Annotated in this window: 21 protein-coding genes; 12 read left to right on the plus strand and 9 right to left on the minus strand. The window is 72.0% G+C overall.

Going from position 1 to position 25,933, the window contains the following annotated elements:
* The first annotated feature begins 58 nt into the window (after positions 1-58).
* The 5 genes from ELX43_RS05605 (at position 59) to ileS (ending at position 6,321) form a co-directional block, all read left to right on the plus strand.
* Positions 59-661, plus strand: a complete 603-nt coding sequence (locus ELX43_RS05605; RefSeq protein WP_127782503.1) for a cell division protein SepF — start codon at positions 59-61, stop codon at positions 659-661.
* A gap of 79 nt (positions 662-740) precedes the next feature.
* Complete coding sequence (locus ELX43_RS05610; protein ID WP_127782504.1) at positions 741-1,031, plus strand: YggT family protein; 291 nt, start codon at positions 741-743, stop codon at positions 1,029-1,031.
* Positions 1,032-1,106: 75 nt separating this feature from the next.
* Positions 1,107-2,132 (plus strand): DivIVA domain-containing protein, encoded by a 1,026-nt coding sequence (locus ELX43_RS05615; protein WP_127782505.1) that lies wholly within the window; start codon positions 1,107-1,109, stop codon positions 2,130-2,132.
* 13 nt (positions 2,133-2,145) lie between these two features.
* Entirely contained in the window at positions 2,146-2,961 is an 816-nt protein-coding gene (locus ELX43_RS05620) for a hypothetical protein (RefSeq protein WP_127782506.1), read from the plus strand.
* Between the two features lie 243 nt (positions 2,962-3,204).
* A complete protein-coding gene (gene ileS / locus ELX43_RS05625) occupies positions 3,205-6,321 on the plus strand; it encodes an isoleucine--tRNA ligase (protein WP_127782507.1) in 3,117 nt (1,038 codons plus the stop codon).
* A gap of 109 nt (positions 6,322-6,430) precedes the next feature.
* Here ileS and ELX43_RS05630 read toward each other — a convergent pair whose 3' ends face one another.
* Positions 6,431-7,354: a hypothetical protein gene (locus ELX43_RS05630; RefSeq protein WP_127782508.1), complete on the minus strand. Its 924-nt coding sequence runs from the start codon at positions 7,352-7,354 to the stop codon at positions 6,431-6,433.
* Between the two features lie 79 nt (positions 7,355-7,433).
* On the opposite strand from ELX43_RS05630, the gene ELX43_RS05635 reads away from it, so the two are divergent.
* From ELX43_RS05635 to ELX43_RS05650, 4 genes are read left to right on the plus strand one after another with little or no spacing between them, the layout of a single operon-like run.
* A complete protein-coding gene (locus ELX43_RS05635; protein ID WP_127782509.1) occupies positions 7,434-8,972 on the plus strand; it encodes a potassium/proton antiporter in 1,539 nt (512 codons plus the stop codon).
* 16 nt (positions 8,973-8,988) lie between these two features.
* Positions 8,989-9,690, plus strand: coding sequence for a signal peptidase II (gene lspA, locus ELX43_RS05640; RefSeq protein ID WP_127782510.1), 702 nt, complete (start codon positions 8,989-8,991; stop codon positions 9,688-9,690).
* On the plus strand, positions 9,683-10,612 hold the full coding sequence (locus tag ELX43_RS05645; protein WP_127782511.1) for an RluA family pseudouridine synthase: 930 nt from the start codon (positions 9,683-9,685) through the stop codon (positions 10,610-10,612). The genes lspA and ELX43_RS05645 overlap by 8 nt, the downstream gene beginning before the upstream one ends.
* Before the next feature lie 12 nt (positions 10,613-10,624).
* Positions 10,625-11,335, plus strand: a complete 711-nt coding sequence (locus tag ELX43_RS05650) for a hypothetical protein (protein WP_127782512.1) — start codon at positions 10,625-10,627, stop codon at positions 11,333-11,335.
* Between the two features lie 20 nt (positions 11,336-11,355).
* Here the strand turns inward: ELX43_RS05650 and ELX43_RS05655 are convergent, their stop codons facing one another.
* Genes ELX43_RS05655 through ELX43_RS05665 form a run of 3 tightly spaced genes read right to left on the minus strand, consistent with a single transcriptional unit; the run spans position 11,356 to position 14,279 of the window.
* The gene (locus tag ELX43_RS05655; RefSeq protein ID WP_127782513.1) at positions 11,356-12,465 is read right to left on the minus strand and encodes an LLM class flavin-dependent oxidoreductase; all 1,110 of its coding nucleotides are present in this window, start codon (positions 12,463-12,465) and stop codon (positions 11,356-11,358) included.
* Between the two features lie 23 nt (positions 12,466-12,488).
* Positions 12,489-13,325 carry a hydroxyethylthiazole kinase gene (locus ELX43_RS05660; protein ID WP_127782514.1) on the minus strand — a complete coding sequence of 279 codons (837 nt, stop codon included), beginning with the start codon at positions 13,323-13,325 and terminating at the stop codon, positions 12,489-12,491.
* Positions 13,326-13,355: 30 nt separating this feature from the next.
* The gene (locus ELX43_RS05665; RefSeq protein ID WP_127782515.1) at positions 13,356-14,279 is read right to left on the minus strand and encodes a rhodanese-like domain-containing protein; all 924 of its coding nucleotides are present in this window, start codon (positions 14,277-14,279) and stop codon (positions 13,356-13,358) included.
* A 163-nt stretch (positions 14,280-14,442) separates the two neighbouring features.
* On the opposite strand from ELX43_RS05665, the gene ELX43_RS05670 reads away from it, so the two are divergent.
* Together ELX43_RS05670 and ELX43_RS05675 are read left to right on the plus strand one after the other, a co-directional pair.
* Positions 14,443-15,132, plus strand: a complete 690-nt coding sequence (locus ELX43_RS05670; RefSeq protein WP_127782516.1) for a GntR family transcriptional regulator — start codon at positions 14,443-14,445, stop codon at positions 15,130-15,132.
* A 106-nt stretch (positions 15,133-15,238) separates the two neighbouring features.
* Positions 15,239-15,892 (plus strand): TIGR03086 family metal-binding protein, encoded by a 654-nt coding sequence (locus tag ELX43_RS05675; RefSeq protein WP_127782517.1) that lies wholly within the window; start codon positions 15,239-15,241, stop codon positions 15,890-15,892.
* Between the two features lie 53 nt (positions 15,893-15,945).
* Here ELX43_RS05675 and ELX43_RS05680 read toward each other — a convergent pair whose 3' ends face one another.
* Positions 15,946-16,818, minus strand: coding sequence for an AsnC family protein (locus ELX43_RS05680; protein WP_127782518.1), 873 nt, complete (start codon positions 16,816-16,818; stop codon positions 15,946-15,948).
* Between the two features lie 103 nt (positions 16,819-16,921).
* Here ELX43_RS05680 and dnaE point away from each other — a divergent pair, with 103 nt between their 5' ends.
* Positions 16,922-20,452: a DNA polymerase III subunit alpha gene (gene dnaE / locus ELX43_RS05685; RefSeq protein WP_127782519.1), complete on the plus strand. Its 3,531-nt coding sequence runs from the start codon at positions 16,922-16,924 to the stop codon at positions 20,450-20,452.
* A gap of 21 nt (positions 20,453-20,473) precedes the next feature.
* On the opposite strand, the gene ELX43_RS05690 is transcribed toward dnaE, so the two are convergent.
* From ELX43_RS05690 to ELX43_RS05705, 4 genes are all read right to left on the minus strand, one after another.
* The gene (locus ELX43_RS05690; protein ID WP_127782520.1) at positions 20,474-22,039 is read right to left on the minus strand and encodes a GMC family oxidoreductase N-terminal domain-containing protein; all 1,566 of its coding nucleotides are present in this window, start codon (positions 22,037-22,039) and stop codon (positions 20,474-20,476) included.
* On the minus strand, positions 22,036-23,670 hold the full coding sequence (locus ELX43_RS05695) for an amino acid permease (protein WP_241249872.1): 1,635 nt from the start codon (positions 23,668-23,670) through the stop codon (positions 22,036-22,038). The genes ELX43_RS05690 and ELX43_RS05695 overlap by 4 nt, the downstream gene beginning before the upstream one ends.
* A gap of 90 nt (positions 23,671-23,760) precedes the next feature.
* The gene (locus ELX43_RS05700) at positions 23,761-25,245 is read right to left on the minus strand and encodes an aldehyde dehydrogenase family protein (protein ID WP_127782522.1); all 1,485 of its coding nucleotides are present in this window, start codon (positions 25,243-25,245) and stop codon (positions 23,761-23,763) included.
* Positions 25,246-25,354: 109 nt separating this feature from the next.
* Positions 25,355-25,927 carry a TetR/AcrR family transcriptional regulator gene (locus tag ELX43_RS05705; protein ID WP_127782523.1) on the minus strand — a complete coding sequence of 191 codons (573 nt, stop codon included), beginning with the start codon at positions 25,925-25,927 and terminating at the stop codon, positions 25,355-25,357.
* Positions 25,928-25,933 lie beyond the last annotated feature (6 nt).

Below are 25,933 nucleotides of genomic sequence, written 5' to 3' on the forward strand. Positions count from 1 at the left end.
TTCTCGTGCCCGCCCACTACCCCGGGCACACGATCCACCCTCACGGAAGGTCCCTCTCATGAGCTCCCTGCACAAGTTCAAGGCTTACTTCGGCATGGTGCCAAGCGAGGACTACGACGAGGAGGGTTACGCCGACGGCTACGCCGAGCACGACCCCGCGTTCTCCGGCAGCTCGCGCCGGGGCGCCGAGGAGCCGGCCGGCTACGACTCGGCCGCCTACGAGCCCGCGGTGGAGGCACCCCGCTCCCGCCCGCGCCTGGAGCCGCTGAGCGCGCGCCGCCCCAGCGCCGCGGCCACCGGTGCCACCCGCGGTGCACTGGCCATGGACGACCGTGCCGCGAGCGCACAGCGCAGCGAGTCCCTGGCCGAGGGGAGCAACCCGCTGGCCAAGATCACCACCCTCAACCCCAGCAGCTACAACGAGGCGCGCACCATCGGTGAGCGCTACCGCGAGGGCATCCCGGTGATCATGAACCTCACCGAGATGAGCGACTCCGACGCCAAGCGCCTGGTGGACTTCGCGGCCGGGCTGGCCTTCGCCATGCGCGGCTCCATCGACAAGGTCACCAACAAGGTGTTCCTGCTGTCGCCCTCCAACGTCGACGTCTCCGCCGAGGTGAAACGTCACATCGTGGAGAACGGCTTCTACAACCACTCCTGATGACGACCAACGCTGCTGACGTCACCGGCCCCGCTCGTGCGGGTGGCTCGGTGACCCCGACATCAGGCACAGTGGGGACGTGGCTGTGCTGACCGTCCTCTACTACCTCCTCTTCACGTTCTGGCTGCTGCTCATCGCCAGGATCGTGGTGGAGGTGATTCGCTCGCTCGCGCGGGACTGGCACCCGCGCGGGGTGGTCGCCGTCGTGCTAGAGGCGGTCTTCACCGTCACCGATCCGCCAGTGCGCTTGCTGCGCAAGGTCATCCCGACGATTCCGCTGGGTGCCGTGCGGCTGGACATATCGATTATGGTTCTGCTGTTCGGCGTGGGCATACTGATGCAGGTAGTGGGCGCGCAGGTTGGCCCGTGAGCCCACGCGCGGCACAGTTCTGGACCTTGCTCCACCCGTGATGGACCGCTGAGGAATGCCTGAGGTGATCGTTCGATGCCGCTGACTCCCGCTGACGTACACAATGTCGCGTTCAGCAAGCCGCCGATTGGCAAGCGTGGCTACAACGAGGACGAGGTCGACGCCTTCCTCGACATGGTCGAGCAGGAGCTCGCCCGGCTGCTGGAGGAGAACAACGACCTCAAGCAGCGGCTGCAGGACGCCGAGCAGGTTCGCAGCCTCGGCGGCTCAGCGAAGAGCGACGGTGCCCAGGCCGGCAACAGCTCCGGCGCGGCTGGTGTGCCCAACGGTGCCGGCGCAGGCAACGGAGTGACCCAGGCCGCCACCGCCACCGCTCCCGTGGTGCCCGCGACGGTCACCCCGGCCCAGGCGCCGGCCAAGGTGGACACCGTCAAGACGCAGGCCCCCCAGAACGAGGCGCCCAAGAACGACGCGCCCAAGAGCGACTCGCCCAAGAGCGACGCCCCCACGAACGCCGTGGCCACGTCCGCTGCGCCCGCCGGCAGCGACCCGTCCGACCACCACCTGCGTGCGGCGAAGATCCTCGGCCTGGCCCAGGAGATGGCCGACCGGCTCACCGCCGAGGCCAAGGCGGAGTCCGACGAGCTGCTCACCGGTGCCCGCGGCAAGTCCGAGCAGATGCTCACCGAGGCCAAGACCCGCTCCGCGCAGCTGCTGGCCGACGCCAAGAGCAAGTCCGAGCAGATGGTGACCGAGGCGCGCACCAAGTCGGAGTCCATGCTCACCGACGCCCGCACCCGCTCCGAGACGATGCAGCGCCAGGCCAAGGAGAAGGCCGACGCGCTGCGCACCGACGCCGAGCGCAAGCACGACGAGATGCTCGGGTCGATCACGGCCAAGCGCGCCAGCCTGGAGAGCAGCATCGAGGAGCTCACCACGTTCGAGCGCGAGTACCGCACCCGGCTGCGCGCCTACATCGAGGGCCAGCTGTCCGAGCTCACGCAGGGCGAGAACACCGAGTCCGGTGGTCGTCGTCGTGGATGGGAGTCCTCGACCGTGCAGGCCGGCGCGAACAGCGCGCGTGCCGTCCAGGACAGCTGAGCTCTGAGCTGACGTGCTGATCCTGGCGCTGGGGAGCGTCCTCGTCGGTTGCATCTTCCTGGTGATCTCCTTCCTGACGGAGAACACCGGGTGGGCCTGGGGCTGCATCGTCGCCTGCGGCGTGGCCGCCATCGTGCTGCTGGTGGACACCGTCCGGCGCAACCGGGCGAGCGTCGAGACCGCGGCGACCGCAGTGGCGGCTGACCAGCCGACCGTCACCCGCACCAGCACCGCCCAGACCAGCACGCCCGCCCAGGCCAGCACGGCGACCGCCCCGGTGGCCGAGCCGTCCGCCGACGACGCTCCCACCACCGCGGTGGCGGCGGTGCCTGCGGAGCACGCGAGCGAGGAGCCGGCGGAGACCAAGGCCGGCTGGCGTGCCCGGCGCACCGCGGCCAAGCAAGAGCGGGCGGCACGCGACGAGGAGGCCCGCGTGGCGGCGGCCGCCCGGGCCAAGCAGGCCCGGGACCGCGCCGCCGTGGAGGCTGAGCAGCGGGAGAAGGACGCCGCCGCAGAGGCCCTGCTGGGCGCGACCGCGGTGCAGCCGGCCGTGACCGCCGCCGACCTGCAGGCCCACGACGACCTGCGCACCGACCGTGAGCCCGACGAGGAGGACGTGGACGCCGCGGACATCCTGGTGGTCGGCAGCCTGCGCGAGGAGGTGCTGGTGATCGACGAGCACCCGCGCTTCCACCTGGGGTCCTGCTCATGGCTGCGGGACCAGCCCACGCTGGGCCTGCCGGTCGCCGAGGCGATGGAGCTGGGCTTCACCGGCTGCGCCCGCTGCGCTCCCTCCCGGGTGCTCGCCGCCCAGGCCCGCGAGCGCTAGAATCGGCCTGGCCCTCACCAGGGCCGCACGCACGTCAGGCGTTGATCCGGCCATCACCGGGGAGCCTCCGGAAGAACAGCCCGCAGCGTGGGCCCAGTAGAACCGGACGGGTAGGCCCGTCACAGCCTGCAACGAGTGGTGTCACCGGGCTTTTCCGGGGCACAAGCGGGGTGGTACCGCGGCAGGAGCGCACAGTGCGCTGGTGTCGTCCCCGTGCCGCGACGGCACGAGGAGCACACACCGGTGACCTACCCCAAGGTGGACCTGGCCGCAGGCGACCGCGAGCCCGGCACGGGCCCCAGCTTTCCGCAGCTCGAGCAGCGGGTGCTGGCCGAGTGGGACGTCGACGACACCTTCCGCGCCTCCATCGCCCAGCGCGACGGTGCCGAGGACTACGTCTTCTACGACGGCCCGCCCTTCGCCAACGGACTGCCGCACTACGGCCACCTGCTCACCGGCTACGTCAAGGACGTGGTCCCGCGCTACCAGACCATGCGGGGCCGGCGAGTGGACCGCCGCTTCGGCTGGGACTGCCACGGCATGCCCGCCGAGATCCACGTGGAGAAGCAGCTCGGCATCACCCACAAGTCCGAGATCGAGAAGCTGGGCATCGACGTCTTCAACGATGCCTGCCGCACCTCCGTCCTGCAGTACACCGAGGACTGGCGGGCCTACGTCACCCGGCAGGCCCGCTGGGTGGACTTCGACAACGACTACAAGACCCTCGACACCGACTACATGGAGTCGGTGATGTGGGCGTTCAAGTCGCTGTGGGACAAGGGCCTGGTCTACGAGGGGTTCCGGGTGCTGGCCTACTGCTGGCGCTGCGAGACCCCGCTCAGCGCCACCGAGACCAAGATGGACGACGTCTACCGGCAGCGCCAGGACCCCGCCGTCACCGTGGCCATGCCGCTGCACGCCCCGGGCTCGCCGCTGGAGGGGGCCAGCGCCCTGGTGTGGACCACCACGCCGTGGACGCTGCCGTCCAACCTGGCGATGGCGGTCAACCCGGAGATCACCTACGTGCAGGTGGCCGTGGACGGGCAGCGCTACGTGCTGGCCAAGGAGCGCCTGGGCGCCTACGCCCGCGAGCTGGGCGAGGACCCCGAGGTGCTCTCCGAGCACCTCGGCACCGAGCTGCTCGGCCTGGCCTACGAGCCGCCGTTCGACTTCTTCACCGGCGAGGACAACGCCCACCGCATCCTGTCCGCGGACTACGTCACCACCACCGACGGCACCGGCATCGTGCACATCGCCCCGGCCTTCGGTGAGGAGGACAAGGTGGTCACCGACGCCGCCGGGATCACGCCGGTGGTCCCGGTGGACTCCCGCGGCCGCTTCACCGCCGAGGTGCCCCCGTACGAGGGCCTGCAGGTGTTCGAGGCCAACACCCCGATCATCCGCGACCTCAAGGCGGCTGGCCGGCTGCTGCGCCAGGAGACCTACGACCACCCGTACCCGCACTGCTGGCGCTGCGACAGCCCGCTGATCTACAAGGCGGTGTCGTCCTGGTTCGTGGCCGTCACCGAGATCCGCGACCGCATGGTGGAGCTCAACCAGCAGATCAGCTGGACGCCCGAGCACATCCGCGACGGCCAGTTCGGCAAGTGGCTGGAGGGCGCCCGCGACTGGGCCATCAGCCGCAACCGCTACTGGGGCAGCCCCATCCCGGTGTGGGTCTCCGACGATCCCACCTACCCGCGCACCGACGTCTACGGCTCCCTGGACGAGCTGGAGCGCGACTTCGGCGTGCGCCCGGCCGACCTGCACCGCCCGCACATCGACCAGCTCACCCGGCCCAACCCCGACGACCCCACGGGCCGCTCGACGATGCGCCGGGTGCCGGAGGTGCTGGACTGCTGGTTCGAGTCCGGCTCCATGCCCTTCGCCCAGGTGCACTACCCGTTCGACAACCGCGAGTGGTTCGAGAGCCACTACCCGGGCGACTTCATCGTGGAGTACAGCGGCCAGACCCGCGGCTGGTTCTACACGCTGCACGTGCTGGCCACCGCGCTCTTCGACCGACCGGCCTTCCGTGCCGTGCTCGCCCACGGCATCGTGCTGGGCGACGACGGCGCCAAGATGAGCAAGTCCAAGAGCAACTACCCCGACGTCCGGGAGGTGTTCGACCGGGACGGCTCCGACGCCATGCGGTGGTTCCTGATGGCCTCCCCGGTGCTGCGCGGCGGCAACCTGGTGGTCACCGAGCAGGGCATCCGCGAGGGAGTGCGCCAGGCGCTGCTGCCGCTGTGGAACGCCTGGAGCTTCCTGCAGCTGTACGCGGAGAAGCCGGGCACCTGGCGGACCACCTCCCCGCACGTGCTGGACCGCTACGTGCTGGCCAAGCTGGCGGCCTGCCGCACCGAGATGACCGCGGCGCTGGACGCCAACGACATCGCCGGTGCCTGCGAGGAGCTGCGCGGCTTCTGCGACGCGCTCACCAACTGGTACGTGCGCCGCTCCCGACCGCGGTTCTGGGCCGGTGACACCGACGCGGTGGACACCCTGCACACGGTGCTCGAGGTGGTCTGCCGCCTCGCCGCGCCGCTGCTGCCGTTGATGACCGAGGTGATCTGGCGCGGCCTCACCGGCGAGCGCTCGGTGCACCTCACCGACTGGCCCACCGAGACCGAGCTGCCCGCCGACCCCGACCTGGTGGCGGCCATGGACGAGGTCCGCGCGGTGTGCTCCACGGTGCTCAGCCTGCGCAAGGCCAACAAGCTGCGGGTGCGCCTGCCGCTGCCCTCGGTGACCGTGGCGGCCAAGGACTCCGCCCGGCTGGCGCCGTACACCGACCTGGTGGCCGAGGAGGTCAACGTCAAGGACGTGCAGCTGAGCAGCGACGTGGAGCAGCACGGCCGCTTCGAGCTGGTGGTCAACGCCCGCGCGGCCGGCCCGCGCATCGGCAAGCAGGTGCAGCAGGTCATCAAGGCGGTGAAGGCCGGTGACTGGACCCAGCGCGCCGACGGCACCGTGCTCGCCGGCGGCGTGGAGCTGCTGCCGGGGGAGTACACCGACCGGCTGGTGGCCGTGGAGCCCAGCTCGACCGCGGCGCTGCCCGGCGGGGAGGGGCTGGTGGTGCTGGACACCAACGTCACCGAGGAGCTGGAGGCCGAGGGCTGGGCCAAGGACCGGGTGCGCGAGCTGCAGGAGGCCCGCCGGACCGCCGACTTCGCCGTCTCCGACCGCATTCGGCTGCAGCTGGCGGTGCCGGCCGGCCGGCGCGAGTGGGCGCAGCGCCACCGCGACCTGATCGCGGCCGAGGTGCTGGCCGTGGAGCTGGAGCTGGTGGACGAGCTGGCTGAGGGCGTGGACCTCGGTGACGGGGTGCGGGCCCGGCTGGAGCTGGCGGCCCGGTAGCGGGCGGGCCTGGTCGGTGCGGCGCCAGCTGCGCCGACCGGGCCACCCCCCGGCGCGGTCGTGCCCCAGACCACCTCGCCTGCGGCGGCGGTCGTCGCCGAGCTGCAGGTCAGCTCTGCCAGCTCACGCTGCTGTCCACCCGCTGGCCGAGCTTGAGGTTGTCGGTGGCCCGGGTGAACACCTGGTCACCGGCGAGCCGCACCGTGCCGGCCGTGGGCAGCGGCTTGGCCAGGTCCATCGTCAGCGAGCCGGTGCCGCCCACCTGGTAGGAGGTGATGTCCAGGGTGCCCTGCCCGTCGGGCAGCTGCCACGCCGGCGACGTCGGCACCTGGGCGAGCTCCACCCCGAGGGTGAGCACCGAGCCGTTCACCTGCTGCAGGGTGAACGTGGTGTCCTGGCGCAGCAGCAGACCCAGGCTGTTGACCTGCAGGCTCACCGTCCACACCGCGCCCGGCCCCACCGGCGTGGTGGGCAGCACCGGCATGAACTGGGTGAGCTGGCGCAGGGCCTGCTCCAGGGCCGAGCGCCCCGCGTCGTCCAGCTCCGCCGGTGGGTCGAGCACCAGCTGCTTCGGCGCGTTGTCGGTGCCCACCTCCAGCTTGGAGGTGCTGCCCGCGGCCTTGGCCAGGGTGGCGGCCAGGGTCGCGTCGGGGGAGGTGGGGGTGCCGTTGCGCAGCAGCAGCGTGTGGGTGTCGTCGGCCGGGCCCTGCTGGCTGACCTCCAGGGGGAGGGTGACGTCCGGGACGGTCTGGTCCAGCGGCTCGCTGTCACCCACGGTCTGCACCACCGACGAGGTGGCGGTCATGGACACCTGCTGGCGGGTCTGGTCGGTGGTGCGGGTGGTGAGGGTGGTGCGCGGCTCGGCGCCCGGGTTGCGCACCGTCACCGACACCCCGGGCACCGGGACGGCTACCTCGCTGGTGGCCGGCGCCGCGCTGCTGCTGGGCGCGGGCGGGCTGGACGAGGAGGAGCAGGCCGTCAGCAGGCTCAGGCAGGCGAGGGCGGCGACGAGGGCCGTGCGGGGAGTGCTCACCCGACCCACGGTAGTGACCGTCGCTGCCGGGTCGGGCAGTGCACCGCGGTACGCCGTGTCGGCACCTCAATTTGGACGAATGACCGCTGCGGCAGGGATAATAACGACAAATTGTGTGATCCCCGAACCGGAGGGCGGTATCCGCGTGCACCTGGAGTACCTCCTCGGCGCAGGTGCACTGGTGCTGCTGGTGGGAATCCTCGGGGTGCAGGCGTCCTCCCGGGTGGGCATGCCCGCGCTGCTGCTGTTCCTGGGCATCGGTCTGCTGATCGGCACCGACGGGCTCGGCGTGGAGTTCTCCAACGCGGTGCTCACCGAGGAGCTCGGCATCGCGGCCCTGGTGCTGATCCTCACCGAGGGCGGGCTGAGCACGCGGTGGAAGTCGGTGCGCCCCAACCTCGGCCTCGGGGTGTCGCTGTCCACCGTGGCCGTGGCGGTGAGCATCGGCGTGGTGGGTGTGGCGGTGCACTACCTGCTGGGCCTGGACTGGCGGATCGCCCTGCTGTGGGGTGCGGTGCTGTCCTCCACCGACGCGGCCGCAGTGTTCAGCGTGCTGCGCAACCTGGCCGTGCGCCGACGGCTGGTGGGTGCCCTGGAGCTGGAGTCCGGGCTCAACGACGCGCCCGTGGTGATCGCGGTGTCGCTGCTGGCCAGCACCCAGACCATTCCCTGGTACTTCCCGCTGACGGTGGTCTTCGAGCTGGCGGGCGGTGCGGCGGTGGGGGCCGCGCTGGGCTTCGCCGCTGCCTGGGTGCTGCGCCGCATCGCGCTGCCCTCCACCGGCCTCTACCCGCTCGCCGCCATCGCCTTCTGCGTGCTCAGCTTCGCGGCCGGGCAGACCGCCCACACGTCGGGGCTGCTGGCTGCCTACGTCTGCGCGCTGGTGCTGGGCAACACCAACCTGCCCCACCGTGGTGCCACCCGCTCCTTCGCCGAGGGCACCGGCTGGCTGGCCCAGATCGGCGTGTTCGTGCTGCTCGGCCTCTACGTCGACCCCAGCCGGCTGCCCAGCGCCGTCGGCGACGCGCTGCTCATCGGCCTGGTGCTGCTGGTGCTGGCTCGGCCGCTGTCGGTGCTGGCCGCGGCCTGGCCGCTGCGGGTGCCGTGGCGAGAACAGGGCTTCCTGGCCTTCGCCGGGCTGCGCGGGGCGGTGCCGATCGTGCTGGCCACCATCCCGCTGGTCAACGGGGTGCCCGGGGCCGAGCGGCTGGTGGACGTGGTGTTCGTGCTGGTGGTGGTGTTCACCCTGGTGCAGGGTTGGTCGCTGCCCTGGGTCGCCAAGTGGCTCAAGGTGACCGTCACCGGCGAGCTGCAGGAGATCTCCATCGACGCCGCGCCCCTGGAGGCCATGGGTGCGGACCTGATGCAGGTGCAGATCCCGCCCGGGTCCAAGCTGCACGGGGTGTACCTGGGCGAGCTGCGGCTGCCCAAGGGCTCCTCGGTGAGCCTCATCGTGCGCGACGGGGAGGCGTTCACCCCCGAGCCGGGCACCCGGCTGCGCCGCGGTGACCAGGTGCTGGTGGTGGCCACGTCGGACGTGCGGGAGGCCACCGAGCAGCGCATCCGCGCCGTCGACGCAGGTGGACGCCTGGCCCGCTGGCGGGGTGTGACCGGGTAGTGCGCGGGCATCGGGGATGATGGGCGCTGTGAGCGCGAAGGAAAGTCCCCCGGCCGTGGACGAGAAGTCTGCCGAGCCGCCGGTGGCGGCGGGCCGCAAGCGCATCGGCCTGCTGGTGACGGTGGCGGCGCTGATCGTGCTCGGCGACCTGGCCTCCAAGATCGCGGTGGTGGCGAACGTGGAGCCGGGCCGGCCGGTGCGGCTGCTCGGCGGGTCGGTGTACCTGGTGCTGGTCCGCAACCCCGGTGCGGCGTTCTCCCTGGCCACGGGCATGACCTGGCTGCTCACCATCGTGGCTGCGATCGTGGTGGTGGTCATCATCCGGATGGCGCGCCGGCTGCGCTCGACAGGCTGGGCCTGGGGTCTGGGGCTGATCCTCGGTGGCGCGCTGGGCAACCTGATCGACCGCCTGTTCCGGGCGCCGGGGGTGCTGCAGGGCCACGTCGTGGACTTCGTGTCGGTGTTCTCCGACCGAGGGGAGTACTGGCCGGTGTTCAACCTGGCCGACTCCTGCATCGTCGTCGGTGGTGCCCTGCTGGTGCTGATGGCGGTGCTGGGTCGCGAGCCGGACGGGACCCGCCTCAGCGACAGCAAGGCCGATGACACCAAGGCCAGTGACACCAAGGCCAGCGACACCAAGCCCAGCGACACCAGCTCTGGCGACACGACGACCGATATCGATCCCGACACCGACGAGAATGGCTCCACCCGTGGCTGAGACCCGCTCCATGCCCGTGCCCGACGGCCTGGACGGGTTGCGTGTGGACGCCGGCCTGGCCCGGCTGCTCGGCTTCTCCCGCACCACCGTGGCCACCCTGACCGCCGCCGGCGCCGTGACCCTGGACGGCAGCCCCGCGGGCAAGTCCGACCGGCTGGTCTCCGGCTCCTGGCTGGAGGTGACCCTGCCCGAGCCCGAGCGGGCCCCGATCCCGCACGCCGAGCCGGTGGACGGGCTCACCGTGCTGCACTCCGACGACGACATCATCGTGGTGGACAAGCCGGTGGGCGTGGCCGCGCACCCCAGCCCCGGCTGGACCGGCCCCACCGTGATCAGCGGGCTGGTAGCCGCCGGCTACCGCATCGCCACCTCCGGTGCGGCCGAGCGGCAGGGCATCGTGCACCGCCTGGACGTGGGCACCTCCGGCGTCATGGTGGTGGCCGCCTCCGAGCACGCCTACACGGTGCTCAAGCGGGCGTTCAAGGAGCGCACCGTGGACAAGCGCTACCACGCGGTGGTGCAGGGCCACCCCGACCCGAGCAGCGGCACCATCGACGCGCCCATCGGCCGCCACCCCAAGCACGACTGGCGCTTCGCGGTGATCGCCGACGGCAAGGAGAGCGTCACCCACTACGACACCGTCGAGGCGTTCCCGTCCGCGAGCCTGCTGGACGTGCACCTGGAGACCGGGCGCACCCACCAGATCCGGGTGCACTTCGCCTCGCTGCGCCACCCCTGCTGCGGCGACATCACCTACGGCGCTGACCCCACCCTCTCCGCTCGCCTGGGCCTCACCCGGCAGTGGCTGCACGCGCACTCGCTGGGCTTCGCCCACCCGGTGGACGGCCACTGGGTGCAGGTGACCAGCGAGTACCCCGACGACCTGCAGCACGCCCTGGACCTGCTGCGCGCCAGCGCCTGAGGCCGGTTGGTCATGACCTCGCAGCAGTCGGGCCGGCGGCAGCAGTGGGACGAGCTGCGCCCCCTGGCCGGCTGGGCCGCAGCCGTGGTGGTGCTGCTGGTGGTGGTGCTGGTGCTCGGCGCCAGCAGCGACGTCCGCCGCGCCGGCACCTCCGGAGTGGGGCTGGGCCCGGCCAGCGGGGAGCCGGTCGGCGAGTACCTCCTCCGCGCGGAGAGCTCCCTGGCCGGTGCTGGGGAGGCTGACCAGGCGCGCTGGGGACTGGTGTCGCTGCGGGCCGAGCTGACCACCGCCGAGGCCGCCGCCCTGCCCGGCGACGCCCGGCTGGCGCAAGCCATCTTCCGGGTGCCGGTGGAGCGCGTGCAGACCCCGCAGGTCACCGTGAGCGTGGTGGACCAGCGCGACCGTGCGCAGGAGCTGCGGGCGCTGCAGAACGTGGCGGCCAGCGAGCTGGACACCCTGGCCCGCGACGAGACCGGACGCGAGCAGGCGGTGGACCAGCTCTCCGCGGCGCGGCTGCGCTCGGGCTGCGCGTGCGTGCTGTCGCTGCTGCTGCGCGGCACCGCCGACCAGCTGCGCGCAGTGGCCCAGCAGCCGGCGGTGCGGGCGGTGGAGATGACCGATGCCGACGTGACCGTGCAGCGCGTGTCGGTGCGGGCGCTGCTGCCCGAGCAGACCGAGGTGGCCGAGCCGGGCCCCGACGACGGGGACGTCCCCGCACCCTGAACGCCGGGGCGAGAGCCGGCTCAGTCGATGGCGGCAAAGCGCGGCAGCAGGTGCTCGGCCACGTTGCGGGCCTCGTCGATCAGCGGCCAGCCGGCCAGGATCAGCGACGTCAGCCCGGTGCGCCGGCGCAGCGTGGTCACCGAGTCGGTGATCTCGTCCGGGGTGCCCACGTAGTACACCGCCGAGGAGCCGGTGCCGAAGATGTCCAGCGGTGACCACGCGGTGATGCCGGCGTGCAGGCCGTCGCCCAGGTACAGGTCGTCGGGCTCGGGCAGCTTGCCCGCCACGATGGTGTCCACCCAGCCCTGCCGCTGCGGGTCCGGTGCGGTGAAGGTGCGCAGGTCCTGCGCGCCGTGGGTGCGTCGGCGCACCGCCTTGTCCAGCACGTCGGTCACCTGGTCGATGCCGGCCTTCTCGAACAGGTGGCGGAACCGGGCCAGCGCCTCGTCGCGGCTGGGCCGCACGATCACCCCGGACAGCGCGCCGAAGTCGCGGAACTGCCGCCCCTCCTCGGCCGCGGCGGCGCGGGCCGCGGTGAACTTGGACTCGATGAACGACGTCTCCCGCAGCATCGTCAGGTAGGAGTCCAGCACCCGGCCGGAGTTCTGCAGCCCCGCGGGGGAGTCCCCGGCACCCCACAGCTCGATGCCCTCGGGCTGGGTGGGGTGCAGGCTCAGCGGGGTGTTGGGGAAGTTGGAGTGCGACCCCTCGGCGTAGTACCGGCGGAAGTCGGCCCAGTACTGCTCGCCCAGGCGGTAGCGATCGTCGTGGGCGACGTCCATCGCGTACTTGGTGAGGATGTTCTCCCGGCCGTTCACCGAGTTGATCATCAGCCGGCCACCGCTGAAGGTGTCGAAGGCCAGCGCCTTCTCGGCCAGCAGCCGCGCGGGGATCATGTTGGCGTAGACCGCCACCAGGAAGCGCATCCGGGTGGTGTGGGCGGCGGCGAAGCTGGCGGAGACGAACGGGTCGTTGGGCCAGGTGGCCACCAGGGCGCCGTGGAAGCCGCCGTCGTCGATGGTGCGCGCCAGGGTGAGGTAGCGCTGCAGCTCCACCGGGTAGAGCCCGCCGGGGCTCCACGGCAGGTCGCCGTCGGCGGGGGTGAGGTACCAGAGGGTCTTGATGCTCATGTGCCGTCTTCCGGGGTGGAGGGTCAGAGGGAGAGGGCCTCGACGCGGGCGTGGGTGCGCAGGTCGTCCGGACCCACGCTGTCCAGCGCGTCGAGGTAGGCCACGGCGAACGAGCCGGGCCCGGAGGCGGTGGCCGCGGCCCGCTCGGCGGCCACCGCGACGTGGGCGTGCGCGGTCACCAGCCCGACCAGCGGGGTGGGCGCGGCGGCGAGGTAGGCGGCGGCCAGCCCGCCGAGGGAGCAGCCGGTGGCGGTGACCTTGGTGAGCAGGGCGCTGCCGCCCAGCACCCGCACGCCGGCCAGCTCGCCGGCGGCGGTGCGGCCCACCACGTAGTCCACCGGGCCCGAGGCCGACACCGCGGCGGCGTGCTCCAGCAGGGCCACCGCGGCGGGCACGGCGGAACCGGAGTCGGAGCCGCTGTCCACGCCGCGGGTGGAGCTGCCCAGCCCGGCGAGGGCGGTGATCTCCGAGCCGTTGCCGCGGATGGCGGTGGGGCCCTGGCGCAGCAGCCCGGCCGCCAGCTCGGTGCGCCACGGCAGTCCGCCCACGCCCACCGGGTCCAGCACCCAGGGAGTGCCCGCCACACGGGCGGCCTCGGCGGCCAGGGTGAACGCGGCGGCGGTGCCGTCGTCCGGGGTGCCCAGGTTGACCAGCACCGCGCTGGCCACCTGCGCGAACCCGGCTGCCTCGTGCACGTTGTCGATGTGGGCGTTGCTCGCGCCGGCGGCCAGCAGCACGTTGGTGACGATGTTGGCCGAGACGACGTTGGTCAGGGACTGCACCAGGGGAGTGGTGGCGCGCAGGTTCTCCAGCGCGGCGGCCAGGTCGTCAGCGGTGACGGCGACAGGGGTGGCGGACATCGAGTTCCTCACGGGTCGGGGTGGGGCGGGTCAGACGGGCGGGTCGGTCTCCAGCGGCAAGGACGGGTCGGCGCTCCACTCGTCCAGCGAGCCGTCGTAGACCCGCACGGAGCTGATCCCGGCGACGGTGAGCGCCAGCGCGGTCAGGCAGGCCGACACCCCGCCGCCGCAGTACACGACCACCGGCTCGGCGCCGGTCAGCGCGGTGGCTCCGGCTGCCGCCGGCGCGGTCTCGGCCAAGGTGCGCAGCTGTGGGGCCGCGAGCAGCCTCCCCTCGGCGTCCAGCACCGTCCGGGCGGACAGGTTCACGCTGCGGGGGATGTGGCCGCGCCGGGCGTAGCGAGTGGGGATGGTGGCCGCGAAGTGCTCAGCCGACAGCGCGCACACCAGGCTGCCCGGCGTCCGCCCCTCGGCCAGGGCCTGCACGTCGTCGCGGTCGGCCCACAGGCCGAGGTCGGTCAGCTGCGCGGGGTGCCCGGGGACGGGCTGGGCGGCTGTGGTGGTGGCGCCGTGCTCCACCGGCAGGCCCTGCGCGGTCCACGCGGTGAGCCCGCCGTCGAGCACGCGGGCGCTGATCCCGGCGTTGCGCAGCACCCACCAGGCGCGGGCGGCCCAGGTGGTGGCGCCGCGGTCGTAGAGCACCAGGGTGGCGTCGGGGTCGATGCCCAGCTCGGCCAGGTCGGCGGCCAGCTGAGCAGCGGCGGGCCGGGTGTGGTGGCGGAGGCCCGCGGGGTCGCAGAGGTGGTGCAGCAGGTCGACGTGGCGGGAGCCGGGCAGGTGGGCGCGCTCCCAGCCCGCGGCACCGGAGACGGCCCGGTAGTCGCCGTCGAAGCGGGGCGCGGGCAGCTCCACCGTGACGTCCAGCACTACCAGCCCGGGCCGGCCGAGCTGGTCGGCCAGCTCAGCGGCGCTGACCAGCGGGGACTGGTCGGCCGGTGGCGACGGGGGAGTCATGCGGGTCCTCCTCGAGGGGGTTCAGGCCTGCCGTGGCGGCAGTGTCGACGAGTGTATACGCTCGGATGCGCAGTCTTTTCGGTGCGCTCCCGGGGGTGAGTCGGACAGCGCGGCATAATGATCGGTCCCCGACGCGGGATCCATCCACGAGCGGTGAGGAGCCATGGACGCAGACGGCAACCCGATGGCCGCCCTGGAGGCACTGGTGCCCGAGTCGGTGGAAGGTCGCTCCGACCAGACGTCGCGGCAGTACCTGCGGCTGCGCACCGACATCCTCGCCGGCCGCTTCGACCGCGGCTCGGTGCTGCTGGAGACCTCGCTGAGCGCCCAGTACGGGGTGTCGCGCACCCCGGTGCGGGAGGCGCTGAACCTGCTGGTGCACGACGGGCTGCTGGAGCGCGCCGACCGCGGGTACCACGTGCGCTCGGGCACGCCGGAGGACGTGGTGGAGATCTACGCGGCGCGGATCGCGCTGGAGGCCGAGGCGGCGTCGTCGGCGGCCACCCGGCGCACCGAGCTGGACCTGGCCCGCCTGGAGCAGGTGCACCGGCTGTGCTGCACCACCGACGACCCGGCGGTGGCCCGCACCGCGCACTTCCGCTTCCACGAGGTGCTGTGGCAGGCCGCGCACAACGCCACCATCACCGCGATCCTGGTGCGCCTCACCACCCAGCTGCACATCTATGACAGCGGCCCGCCCGCCAGCCACGGCGAGCCGGCGGCGCTCAACGCCGAGCACGCCGCGATCCTCACCGCCCTGCGCGAGCGGGACGAGGAGGCTGCGCGACGGGAGATGCGCAGCCACCTGGAGCGCAGCCGCGACCAGCGCATCCGGGCCTTCGCCGGCGGCTAGCCCGACGCCCATTCCGGCAGGTGTCCGGGCTAGTCCCGGTGGCCGCCGCGCCGCCAGTGCGCCAGGCTGGTCGCCTCAGTGCCGGGACGAGCCACAGGTGGGGGCCATGACGACCAGCAACAACCAGAACAGCACCGAGAAGTTCCCGCCGGGGCAGCAGCGCACCACCGACCACGCCGACAGCACCGCCAAGATCGACGAGCTGGCGCGGCTGTCGGAGCGAGTCAGCAGCCTGCTGGACGGACTGCCCGACGAGCAGTGGGACGACGCCACCCCGTGCACCGACTGGCGCGTGCGCGACCTGGTCACCCACCTGGTGCAGGGCAATCGGGTGTTCACCGCCGCGCTGCGGGGCAGTCCCGGGCACATCCCGGACACCCCGGGCTACCCCGACGACGAGCGTGACGCGGCGCGCCTGCGCGCGGCGTTCCGGGAGTCCACCAACGAGGTGGTGACCGCGCTGCGGCTGCCCGGGGTGATGGACCAGACGGTGTCGGTGCCCTTCGGGGCCATCCGGGGCGCGGTGGTGGTGCACCTGCGGGTGGTGGAGATGCTGGTGCACGGCTGGGACCTCGCCCAGGCCAGCGGGCAGCCGGTGGAGGTGTCCCCGGAGCTGGCCGAGCAGGAGCTGCGGTTCACCGAGCGCCAGCTGTCTGCCATCCCGGCCGACCGTCGTCCCTTCGGCCCGCCGCAGCCGGTGGCCGCCGACGCCTCGGCGTTCGACCGGCTGCTGGGCATGCTGGGCCGCGCCCCGGTCTAGGGGCCGGGCACCTCCCGCACCAGGCACCGGCGCGCACCGTTCACCCGCGCTCGCTAGCGGATGCGCCAGTCCAGTGGTGGCCTGTCCTCGGCCGCGCGCCAGCGCACCCCGACGATGCTGGCCTGCGCGTCCAGCTCGAACACGGTGTGCCCGCCCACGGTGTCGCCGGCGGCGATGCCGGCCCGGAACGGGGGCCGCGAGCTCAGCGTCATGCCCGACTTCTCCACCTCGGTGCCGTCGCCCAGCACCACGGTGAGACCGGTGTCGGCGATGGCGGCGAATCCCTCCGGCCCTGCGGTCACCTCGGTGTGCACGACGGTGGCCCGCTTGCCCGGCGTCAGGTGGTGGCCGGCGGCGGCGATGAGGGCGTCGGCGGTGTCCACCACCTCCACCAGCGTGATCGACACCGATTCCCCGCTCGGTCCGACGGCAGCGAGCTCGTCGCCGACGGTGGCCGTGGTCGCACCGGCCGGCTCCCGGTTGGCCGGGGGTGACTCCGGTGCACGGTAGGCACCGACTGCGGCAGGAGGCTGCCCCCAGGGGGTGGGACCCTGCCAGCCCGGCTGCGACTGGGGCCCAGCAGCGTGGGGTCCCGGCGGCATCCCGGGCGGCTGCTGCATCGGTGGGGGCTGGGGCATCGGTGGGGGCTGCTGCATGGGCGGCGGCTGGGGCATGGCGCCCTGCTGCGGCAGCGGCGGCTGCGGGGGAACACCACCCTGCTGCGCGCCCAGCCAGGCGTACAGCCCGGCGCGATCACCCTCCACCCCGACGACCAGCGGGATGCCGTACCAGCCCATGCGCAGCAGGCGCACCGCTGCTTCCTCCGGGTGCACCCCCGCGCGGGCCGCCAGGTCGAGCACCGTCGTCCGACCGAGCTCGGCCAGCGCCGAGACCAGCCGCAGGTCCGTGGGGTCGGGGGGTGTCACACCTCGCACGGTACCGGCAGAGCGCGGCGGGCACCGGGACGTGACGGGGGGAGGGCCTAGACTCTGGCTGATCCTGAAGCTCTGCCGAAAGGTGCACTCGTCCGTGGCTGACTCCTTCGTCCACCTGCACAACCACACCGAGTTCTCCATGCTCGACGGTGCGGCCAAGGTGGCGCCGATGTTCGACGAGGCGGCCCGCCTGGGCATGTCGGCAGTCGCGATGACCGATCACGGCAACATGTACGGCGCCAGCGAGTTCTACAACCAGGCCCAGAAGGCCGGCATCAAGCCGATCATCGGCATCGAGGCCTACCTGGCACCGGAGTCGCGGTTCAGCACCAAGCGGGTGCTGTGGGGCGATCGCAGCCAGAAGAGCGACGACGTCTCCGGCAGCGGCGCCTACACGCACATGACCATGCTGGCGGAGAACGCCACCGGTCTGCGCAACCTGTTCACCCTCTCCAGCCTGGCCTCGCTGGAGGGCCAGCTGGGCAAGTGGCCCCGCATGGACGTCGAGATCATCGCCCAGCACGCCGAGGGCATCATCGCCACCACCGGCTGCCCCTCCGGCGAGGTGCAGACCCGGCTGCGCCTGGGCCACGAGCGGGAGGCCCTGGAGGCCGCGGCCAAGTGGCGTGACATCTACGGGGCGGACAACTTCTTCCTGGAGCTGATGGACCACGGGCTGTCCATCGAGACCCGGGTGCGCGAGGGCCTGCTGGACATCGGCCGCAAGCTCGACCTCAAGCCGCTGGCCACCAACGACTGCCACTACGTCACCAAGAGCGACGCCAAGAACCACGAGGCGCTGCTGTGCATCCAGACCGGCAAGACGCTGTCCGACCCCACCCGGTTCAAGTTCGACGGTGACGGCTACTACCTCAAGTCGGCCGAGGAGATGCGCGAGCTGTGGGACTCCGAGGTCCCCGGGGCGTGCGACAACACCCTGCTCATCGCCGAGCGGGTGCAGCCCTACGACGACGTCTGGGCCCACCACGACCGGATGCCCATCTTCCCGGTTCCCGAGGGCGACACCCAGGCCAGCTTCCTGCGCAAGGAGGTCGCCCGCGGGCTGGACAACCGCTTCCCCGACGGCATCCCGGACGGCTACCGCGAGCGGGCCGACTTCGAGCTGGACGTCATCGAGCAGAAGGGCTTCCCGGCCTACTTCCTGGTGGTCGGCGACCTGGTCAAGCACGCCAAGGAGGTCGGCATCCGGGTGGGCCCGGGCCGTGGTTCGGCCGCCGGCTCCCTGGTGGCCTACGCGCTGGGCATCACCAACATCGACCCGCTGCCGCACGGCCTGCTGTTCGAGCGGTTCCTCAACCCCGAGCGCCCCTCCGCGCCCGACATCGACATCGACTTCGACGACCGCCGCCGCGGCGACATGGTGCGCTACGCCACCGAGAAGTGGGGTGCTGACCGTGTCGCCCAGGTGATCACCTTCGGCACCATCAAGACCAAGGCGGCCATCAAGGACTCCGCCCGCGTCACCTTCGGCCAGCCCGGCTTCGCCATCGCCGACCGCATCTCCAAGGCGCTGCCCCCGCCGGTGATGGCCAAGGACATCTCGGTGGCCGGCATCACCGACCCGTCGCACGAGCGCTACGGCGAGGCCGCCGAGGTGCGCGCGCTGCTGGACTCCGACCCCGACGTCCGCAAGATCTACGAGACCGCCCTGGGCCTGGAGGGTCTGGTCCGCAACGCCGGCGTGCACGCCTGCGCGGTGATCATGTCCTCCGAGCCGCTGATGCAGGCCATCCCGCTGTGGAAGCGGGCGCAGGACGGCGCCATCATCACCGGCTGGGACTACCCGTCGTGCGAGGCCATCGGCCTGCTCAAGATGGACTTCCTCGGGCTGCGCAACCTCACCGTCATCGGTGACGCGATCGAGAACATCAAGGCCAACCGCGACATCGACATCGACCTGGACACGCTGCCGCTGGAGGACCCGGCCACCTACGAGCTGCTGGGCAAGGGCGAGACGCTGGGCGTGTTCCAGCTCGACGGCGGGGCCATGCGCGACCTGCTGCGCCGGATGCAGCCCACCGGCTTCCAGGACATCGTGGCCGTGCTGGCGCTGTACCGGCCCGGCCCGATGGGCATGAACGCCCACAACGACTACGCCGACCGCAAGAACGGTCGCCAGGACATCACCCCGATCCACCCGGAGCTGGAGGAGCCGCTCCAGGAGATCCTCTCCGAGACCTACGGCCTGATCGTGTACCAGGAGCAGATCATGCGCATCGCGCAGAAGGTCGCCGGGTACTCGATGGGTCGAGCCGACGTGCTCCGCAAGGCGATGGGAAAGAAGAAGAAGGAGGTTCTCGAGCAGGAGTACGCCGGCTTCCAGGCGGGCATGCGCGCGAACGGCTTCTCCGACGCCGCGGTCAAGGCGTTGTGGGACACCATCCTTCCCTTCGCCGGGTACGCGTTCAACAAGTCCCACGCCGCCGGCTACGGCCTGGTGTCGTTCTGGACGGCCTACCTCAAGGCCAACTTCCCGGCCGAGTACATGGCGGGGCTGCTCACCAGCGTCGGCGACGACAAGGACAAGGCCGCCATCTACCTGGCCGACTGCCGGCGGATGGGCATCACCGTGCTGCCGCCCGACGTCAACTCCTCCTCCACCAACTTCACCTCCGTCGGGGAGGACATCCGCTTCGGCCTCGGCGGGGTGCGCAACGTCGGCACCGGGGTGGTGGCCTCCATCGTCAAGGCCCGCAAGGAGAAGGGGGCCTACACCGACTTCTCCGACTACCTCTCCAAGGTCGACACGGTGGCCTGCAACAAGAAGGCCGTGGAGTCGCTGATCAAGGCCGGCGGCTTCGACTCCCTGGGCCACCCCCGCAAGGGGCTGCTGCTGGTGCACGCCGACGCCATCGACGCGGTGATGAGCACCAAGAAGGCCGAGGCCATCGGCCAGTTCGACCTGTTCGGGGGCGAGGACGCCTCGGTGTCGTCGGTGTTCGACGTGAAGGTGCCCGACGAGGAGTGGGACACCAAGCACCGGCTGGCCCTGGAGCGGGAGATGCTCGGGCTGTACGTGTCCGGGCACCCGCTCAACGGGCTGGAGCACCTGCTGGCCGCGCAGGCCGACACCAACATCCCCGCCATCCTGGAGGGTGCGGTCAAGGACGGCACCCAGATCACCCTGGGCGGCATCCTGGCCAGCGTCACCCGCCGGGTGAACAAGAACGGCGAGCCCTGGGCCTCGGCGCAGCTGGAGGACCTGGCCGGTGGCATCGAGGTGCTGTTCTTCCCCAAGAGCTACTCGGTGCTGGGCATGGACGTGGTCGAGGACGCCGTGGTGCTGGTCAAGGGCCGGGTGGCGGTGCGCGACGACCGGGTCTCGGTGATCGCCAACGACATCGCGGTGCCCGACCTGGCGGCGGCGGGGGTGGCCCAGCCGGTGCAGGTGAGCCTGCCCGCGCGGCTGTGCACCGCCGACCGGGTGGCCTCGCTCAAGCAGGTGCTCACCGCCCACCCGGGCACCTCCGACGTGCACCTGCGCCTGGTCGCCGGCTCCAGCTCCACCGTGCTGCGCCTGGACGACGCGCTGCGGGTCACGCCCACCTCGGCCCTGATGGGCGACCTCAAGGCGCTGCTCGGCCCGGGCTGCCTCAGCAAGTAGGCCCGGGCCGCCCGCGCGCGGCTAGGGGTTGTCCTGGCGCACCAGGTCGGCACACTTCTCGCCGATCATCATGGTGGTGATGCACGGGTTCACCGTCACCAGGAACGGCATCACCGAGCCGTCGCACACCCGCAGGCCCTGCACGCCCTTCACCCGCAGCCGCGCGTCCAGCGGGGTGGCCGGGTCCTCGGCCGCGCCCATCCGCACCGTCGCCGAGGGGTGGTAGACGGTGTTGTGGGTCTGCCGGATGAAGTCGGCCAGCTCGTCGTCGCTCACCACGTCGGGTCCTGGCGCCAGCTCGGTGCCCGCCCAGCCCGCCAGCGCCGGCTGCGCGGCGATCTCCCGCGCCAGCCGGATGCCGGCCGTCATCACCCGCATGTCGTGCGGGTCGGTGAAGTAGCGGGGGTCCACCACCGGCTTGTCCCGGTAGTCCCGCGAGGCCAGCCGGACCGTGCCCAGGCTGCGGCTGCGCGTGACGTTGGGGGTGAGGCAGAAGCCGTTCTCGGTGGTGGGGTAGCCGCGGCGCACGGTGTTCATGTCAAAGGGCACCGACCCGAAGTGGAACATCAGGTCCGGGCGGTCCAGTCCCTCGGTGGTGCAGGTGAAGATGCCGATCTCCCAGTACTGCGTCGACTGCAGCGGCACCGGCTGCAGGGCGTCCCAGGCGACGATGCCCTCCGGGTGGTCCTGCAGCGTGGAGCCGACGCCGGGGGAGTCCACCAGCACGGGCACCCCCACCTCCTGCAGGTGCTCGGCCGGGCCGATGCCGGAGAGCATGAGCAGCTTGGGGCTGTCGATGGCGCCGGCGGAGACGATCACCTCGCGGCGGGCGGAGACGGTGGTGCTGTGCAGCAGGTCGTTCTCCCGCACCCGCACGCCGGTGCACCGGGTGCCGTCCAGCACCAGGTGCTCGGCGCGCACCTCGGTGCGGATCTCCAGGTTGGGCCGGCGGCCCAGCAGCGGGTGCAGGTAGGACACCGACGACGACGAGCGGATGCCGTCCGGCCGGCAGTTGATCTGGAACCAGTTGGCCCCGTGCGTCACGGTGGTGCCGGTGTTGAAGTCGGTGACCGGGATGCCCTGCTCCTCGCAGGCCTGCAGCACCGCCTTGCCCGCCGGGTGCACCGGGGGCACGTTGCGGATCACCACCGGTCCGTCGTGGCCGTGCAGCGGACCGACGCCGTCGAGGTTGGTCTCCAGCCGGGTGAACAGCGGGAAGGTCGAATCCGCGCCCCAGCCCGTGGCGCCGAGGGACTCCCACTCGTCCAGGTCCTCCCGGGGTGCCCAGAAGGCGATCGCGGAGTTGTGCGAGGAGCACCCGCCCAGCACCTTGGCGCGGGCGTGGCGCAGGAAGGAGTTGCCGGTGGGCTGCTCGGCCACCGGGTAGTCCCAGTCGTAGCCGGACTCCAGCAGGCCCATCCACCGGTCCAGCTCCAAGATCTCCGGACGGTCCACGTCGCTGGGCCCGGCCTCGAGCAGGCACACCGTGACCGCGGGGTCCTCGGAGAGCCGGGCGGCCACCACCGCCCCTGCGGTGCCCCCGCCGACCACCACGTAGTCGTAGGTCGGCTGCTGCGCAGCGGTCATCGGCCCTCCTTGGGTGGGCGAGCGGCCGGCCCGTCGTCGGGCAGCCGGGGAAAGGGCCCCTCGGTCATGTCCGGGCCCTCGGGTCCGGGCAGGGGCGGGTCGGGCACGTCGGTGACCCCGGGCACCAGGGCCAGGTGCTCGCGCAGGGTGCCGGTCTTGTGTCGTTGCACGAACCAGTAGTAGGCGAAGCCGATGGCGGCCGCGCCACCCACCACCAGCACCGCGCCCCACTGCAGGTACCAGTGGTACGGCGGCTCGGTGTTGTAGACCTCCGGCCGCGGCCACGCCAGGTTGATGGCCATCGCCGCCCCCCACACCACGGCGACGACGTTGACGGGCAGGCCCCACCGGCCCAGGCCGAAGCGGCCTGACTCGGCGGCACCCTCCAGCGGCCACTTCCCGCGCAGCCGGGCGAGCAGCAGCGGGACGGTGACCAGCAGGTAGGCGCAGTAGATGAAGATGATGGCCAGGCTGGTGACCAGGGTGAAGATCTGCGGCTGCCCGATGTTGAGCACCAGGATCGCGATGGCCAGCACGCCGATCACCACCGCGGGCAGGATCGGGGTGCCGAAGCGTGGGCTGACCCGAGCCAGCTGGGAGCTGGCGGGCAGGTTGTTGTCCCGCGCCATGGCGAAGATCATCCGGATGCCCGCGGTGTGCACGGCCAGCACGCACACCGTCACCGCGACCACCACCGCCCACAGCAGCGCCGTGCCCAGCGTGGAGCCCAGGGTCTGCAGCACGGCGTACTGCAGACCGCCCTCCTCGCCCAGGCGCGGGTCGGTGAGGTCGGGCACCGCCATCATGGCGAACAGCAGGATCAGCCCGCCGATGATGAACGAGGCGATGAGTGCGCGCAGGATCGCCTTGGGGGCGTTGCGGCGCGGGTCCACCGTCTCCTCGCCCAGCGACGCTGCGGTGTCGAAGCCGTACATCACGTAGGCCGAGGCGAGCGAGGCGACCAGGAACGCCCCCAGGTAGCCGGCGGGGTAGGTGGCGCCGGTGCCCTGCGTCTCCAGCACCACGTCGGGACCGCGGGTGATGTGCGCCGCCAGCAGGATGATGAGGATGGCGGCCGCCACCAGCTCGATGGCCACGCCGGCGCTGTTGATCCGCGCCATCAGGCGCACCCCGAAGGCGTTGACCAGCGTGGTGAACGTGATGAGCACCGCCGCCAGCAGCACGGCGTTGGAGGCGAAGCTGGTGCCCGTGCCGTCGCCCACCACCTGGAACACGCTGGAGATCTGCGGCAGCGTCAGCTGGTAGGCCAGGGCCGTGGCGGAGATCGAGACGATGGTGGCCACCACCATCATCCAGCCCGACAACCAGGCGACGTGGCGGTTGGAGAGCCGTTTGGTCCAGTTGTAGATGGAGCCGGCCACCGGGTAGTGCGCGGCCAGCTCGGCGAAGGACAGCGCCACCATGAGCTGGCCGACGAAGACCATGGGCCAGCTCCACCAGTAGGCCGGCCCGCCCACCCCGAAGCCGAAGTAGAACAGCTGGAAGGTGCCGGTGAGGATGGAGATGTAGCTGATTCCCGCGGCGAAGGTGTGGAAGTTGCCCAGCGTCCTGGTCAGGGACTGTGTGTAGCCGAAGTCGCCGACCCCTTCTCGGTCACCGCCGCCCGGCACAGCGCGACGACTGCCTCCGGCCCCCCGGCTCGGGTCAGTGCTCACCAACTTGTGTCCCCTCGTGTCGGTCCTCGGCCCGCGCGCGGGCCGCTACTCAGGACGGTGCGGAAACCACCCCGCTGGCGCGGGACTGATGTTCTGCCAGACGTGCTTGAGCTCCTGGTACTCGCCCAGCCCGGTGGGCCCCAGCTCGCGGCCGACCCCGGACTCGCCGTAGCCGCCCCACTCCGCCTGCGGCAGGTACGGGTGGAAGTCGTTGATCCAGACCGTGCCGTGGCGCAGCCGGTTGGCCACCCGCTGCCCACGCCCGGCGTCCGGGGTGAACACCCCGCCGGCCAGGCCGTAGCGAGTGTCGTTGGCGATGGCCACCGCCGCGTCCTCGTCGCCGTCGGGGAAGGTCTCCACGGTGAGCACCGGGCCGAAGCTCTCCTCGCTGACCACCCGCATCCCGCTGCGGCAGCCGTCCAGCACCGTGGGCGGGAAGAACCAGCCGTTGGCGAGGTCGCCCTCGGTGTGGCGGGCCCCGCCGCAGCGCAGCACCGCGCCCTCGGCCACGCCGGCGTCGACGTAGGCCTGCACCTTGGCCAGGTGGGTCTCGGAGATCAGCGGCCCGGTGTCGGCGTCGGCGTCGAACGGCCCGCCCATACGGATCCGCTGGGCGCGGCGCACCACCTCGTCCACCACGGCGTCGTGCGCGGACTCCTCGATGATCAGCCGGGACCCGGCCGAGCAGACCTGGCCGGAGTGCAGGAACACCGCCATCAGCACGTGGTCCACGGTCAGCTCGAAGTCGGAGTCGGCGAACACGATCAGCGGGTTCTTCCCGCCCAGCTCCAGCGCGATGTTCTTCACCGTGCCCGCAGCGGCCGCCATGATCACCCGGCCGGTGGCCAGGCCGCCGGTGAAGGAGACCATGTCCACCTCGGGGTGCTCTGACAGCGGCGCCCCGGCCTGGGCGCCGGCGCCCAGCACCAGGTTGGCCACCCCGTCGGGCACGCCGGCCTCGGTGAGGGTGCGCATCAGCAGGATGGCGGTGGAGGGGGTCAGCTCGCTGGGCTTGAGCACGAACGTGTTGCCCGCGGCCAGCGCCGGGGCCACCTTCCACGAGGTCTGCAGCAGCGGGTAGTTCCACGGCGTGATCAGCCCGCACACCCCCACCGGCTCACGCACCACCCGGCTGAGCGCGCCCGGGGTGCCGGTGTCCACGACCCGCCCGGCGTCCACGTCGGCCAGGGCACCGAAGTAGCGGAAGCAGGCCGCGATGTCGTCCATGTCGTACTGCGACTCCACGAAGCGCTTGCCGGTGTCCAGCGACTCCGCCCGGGCGTACTCGTCGCGGTCGCGCTGCAGCAGCTGCGAGGTGCGCAGCAGCACGTCACCGCGCTTGCCGGCGGGCATGGTGGGCCAGGGACCGTGGTCGAAGGCTTCCCGGGCGGCGAGGATGGCGGCCTCGGTGTCGGCCGGGCCGGCCTCGTCCACCTCCACGACCACCTGGCCGTCGGCTGGGCACCGGATCTCTCGGCGACCCCCCTCGCGGGCACTGACCCACTGGCCCCCGATGAACAGCTCGGGCACGGCTCCTCCGATACGCCTGGCGATCGTGATCTGCCTACGTCTCGATACTTGCACAAGACTGGCGCCCGCGGTGCCCGGTGGAGGGGCCGCTGCTGGCCGAAACCGCTGCTCAGCGAGTCGGCTGCACCAGCACGGCCTGCAGCGCCAGCTGCACGCTGGCCAGTGCGCTTCCGGACTCGATCATCTCAGTTGCCTTGTACACCACGGCGTTGACGAGCTGGGCGGTCCGCTCGGGCTCCGGTGCCCCGTGCTTGCGCAGCGCCTGCACCAACGGCTGCACCAGGCCCTCGTGCATGCTGGTCAGCCGCTCGTCCTGGAAGGTCTGCGGGCTCAGCCGGGCCAGCGCGCTGAGGATGGCGTGCTCACCCTCGGCCACCAGCTCCAGGTTGGCGTCGACGTAGGCGGCCACCACGCCCGGCACGGTGTCCACCCCGGCGACCGCGGCGCTGACGCGCTCCAGCCACGGCGGGCACAGGTCCTCCACCACCGCGTAGAGCAGGTCCTCGCTGGAGGCGAAGTAGTGGTAGACGCTGGAGCGGGACAGCCCGGTGGCCGCCGCGACCTGGCCCAGCCCGGGGCGCTGGGTGGGGTTCTCCGCCAGCAGGGCGCGGGCCGCGTCCAGCAGCGCGCGCCGCTGTGCCGCCCGGTGGTCGGCCACGGTGGAGGCGGAGATCTTCGGCACGGCCCT

It is taken from the genome of Rhodococcus sp. X156 (assembly GCF_004006015.1).
Classification (GTDB): Bacteria; Actinomycetota; Actinomycetes; order Mycobacteriales; family Mycobacteriaceae; genus X156.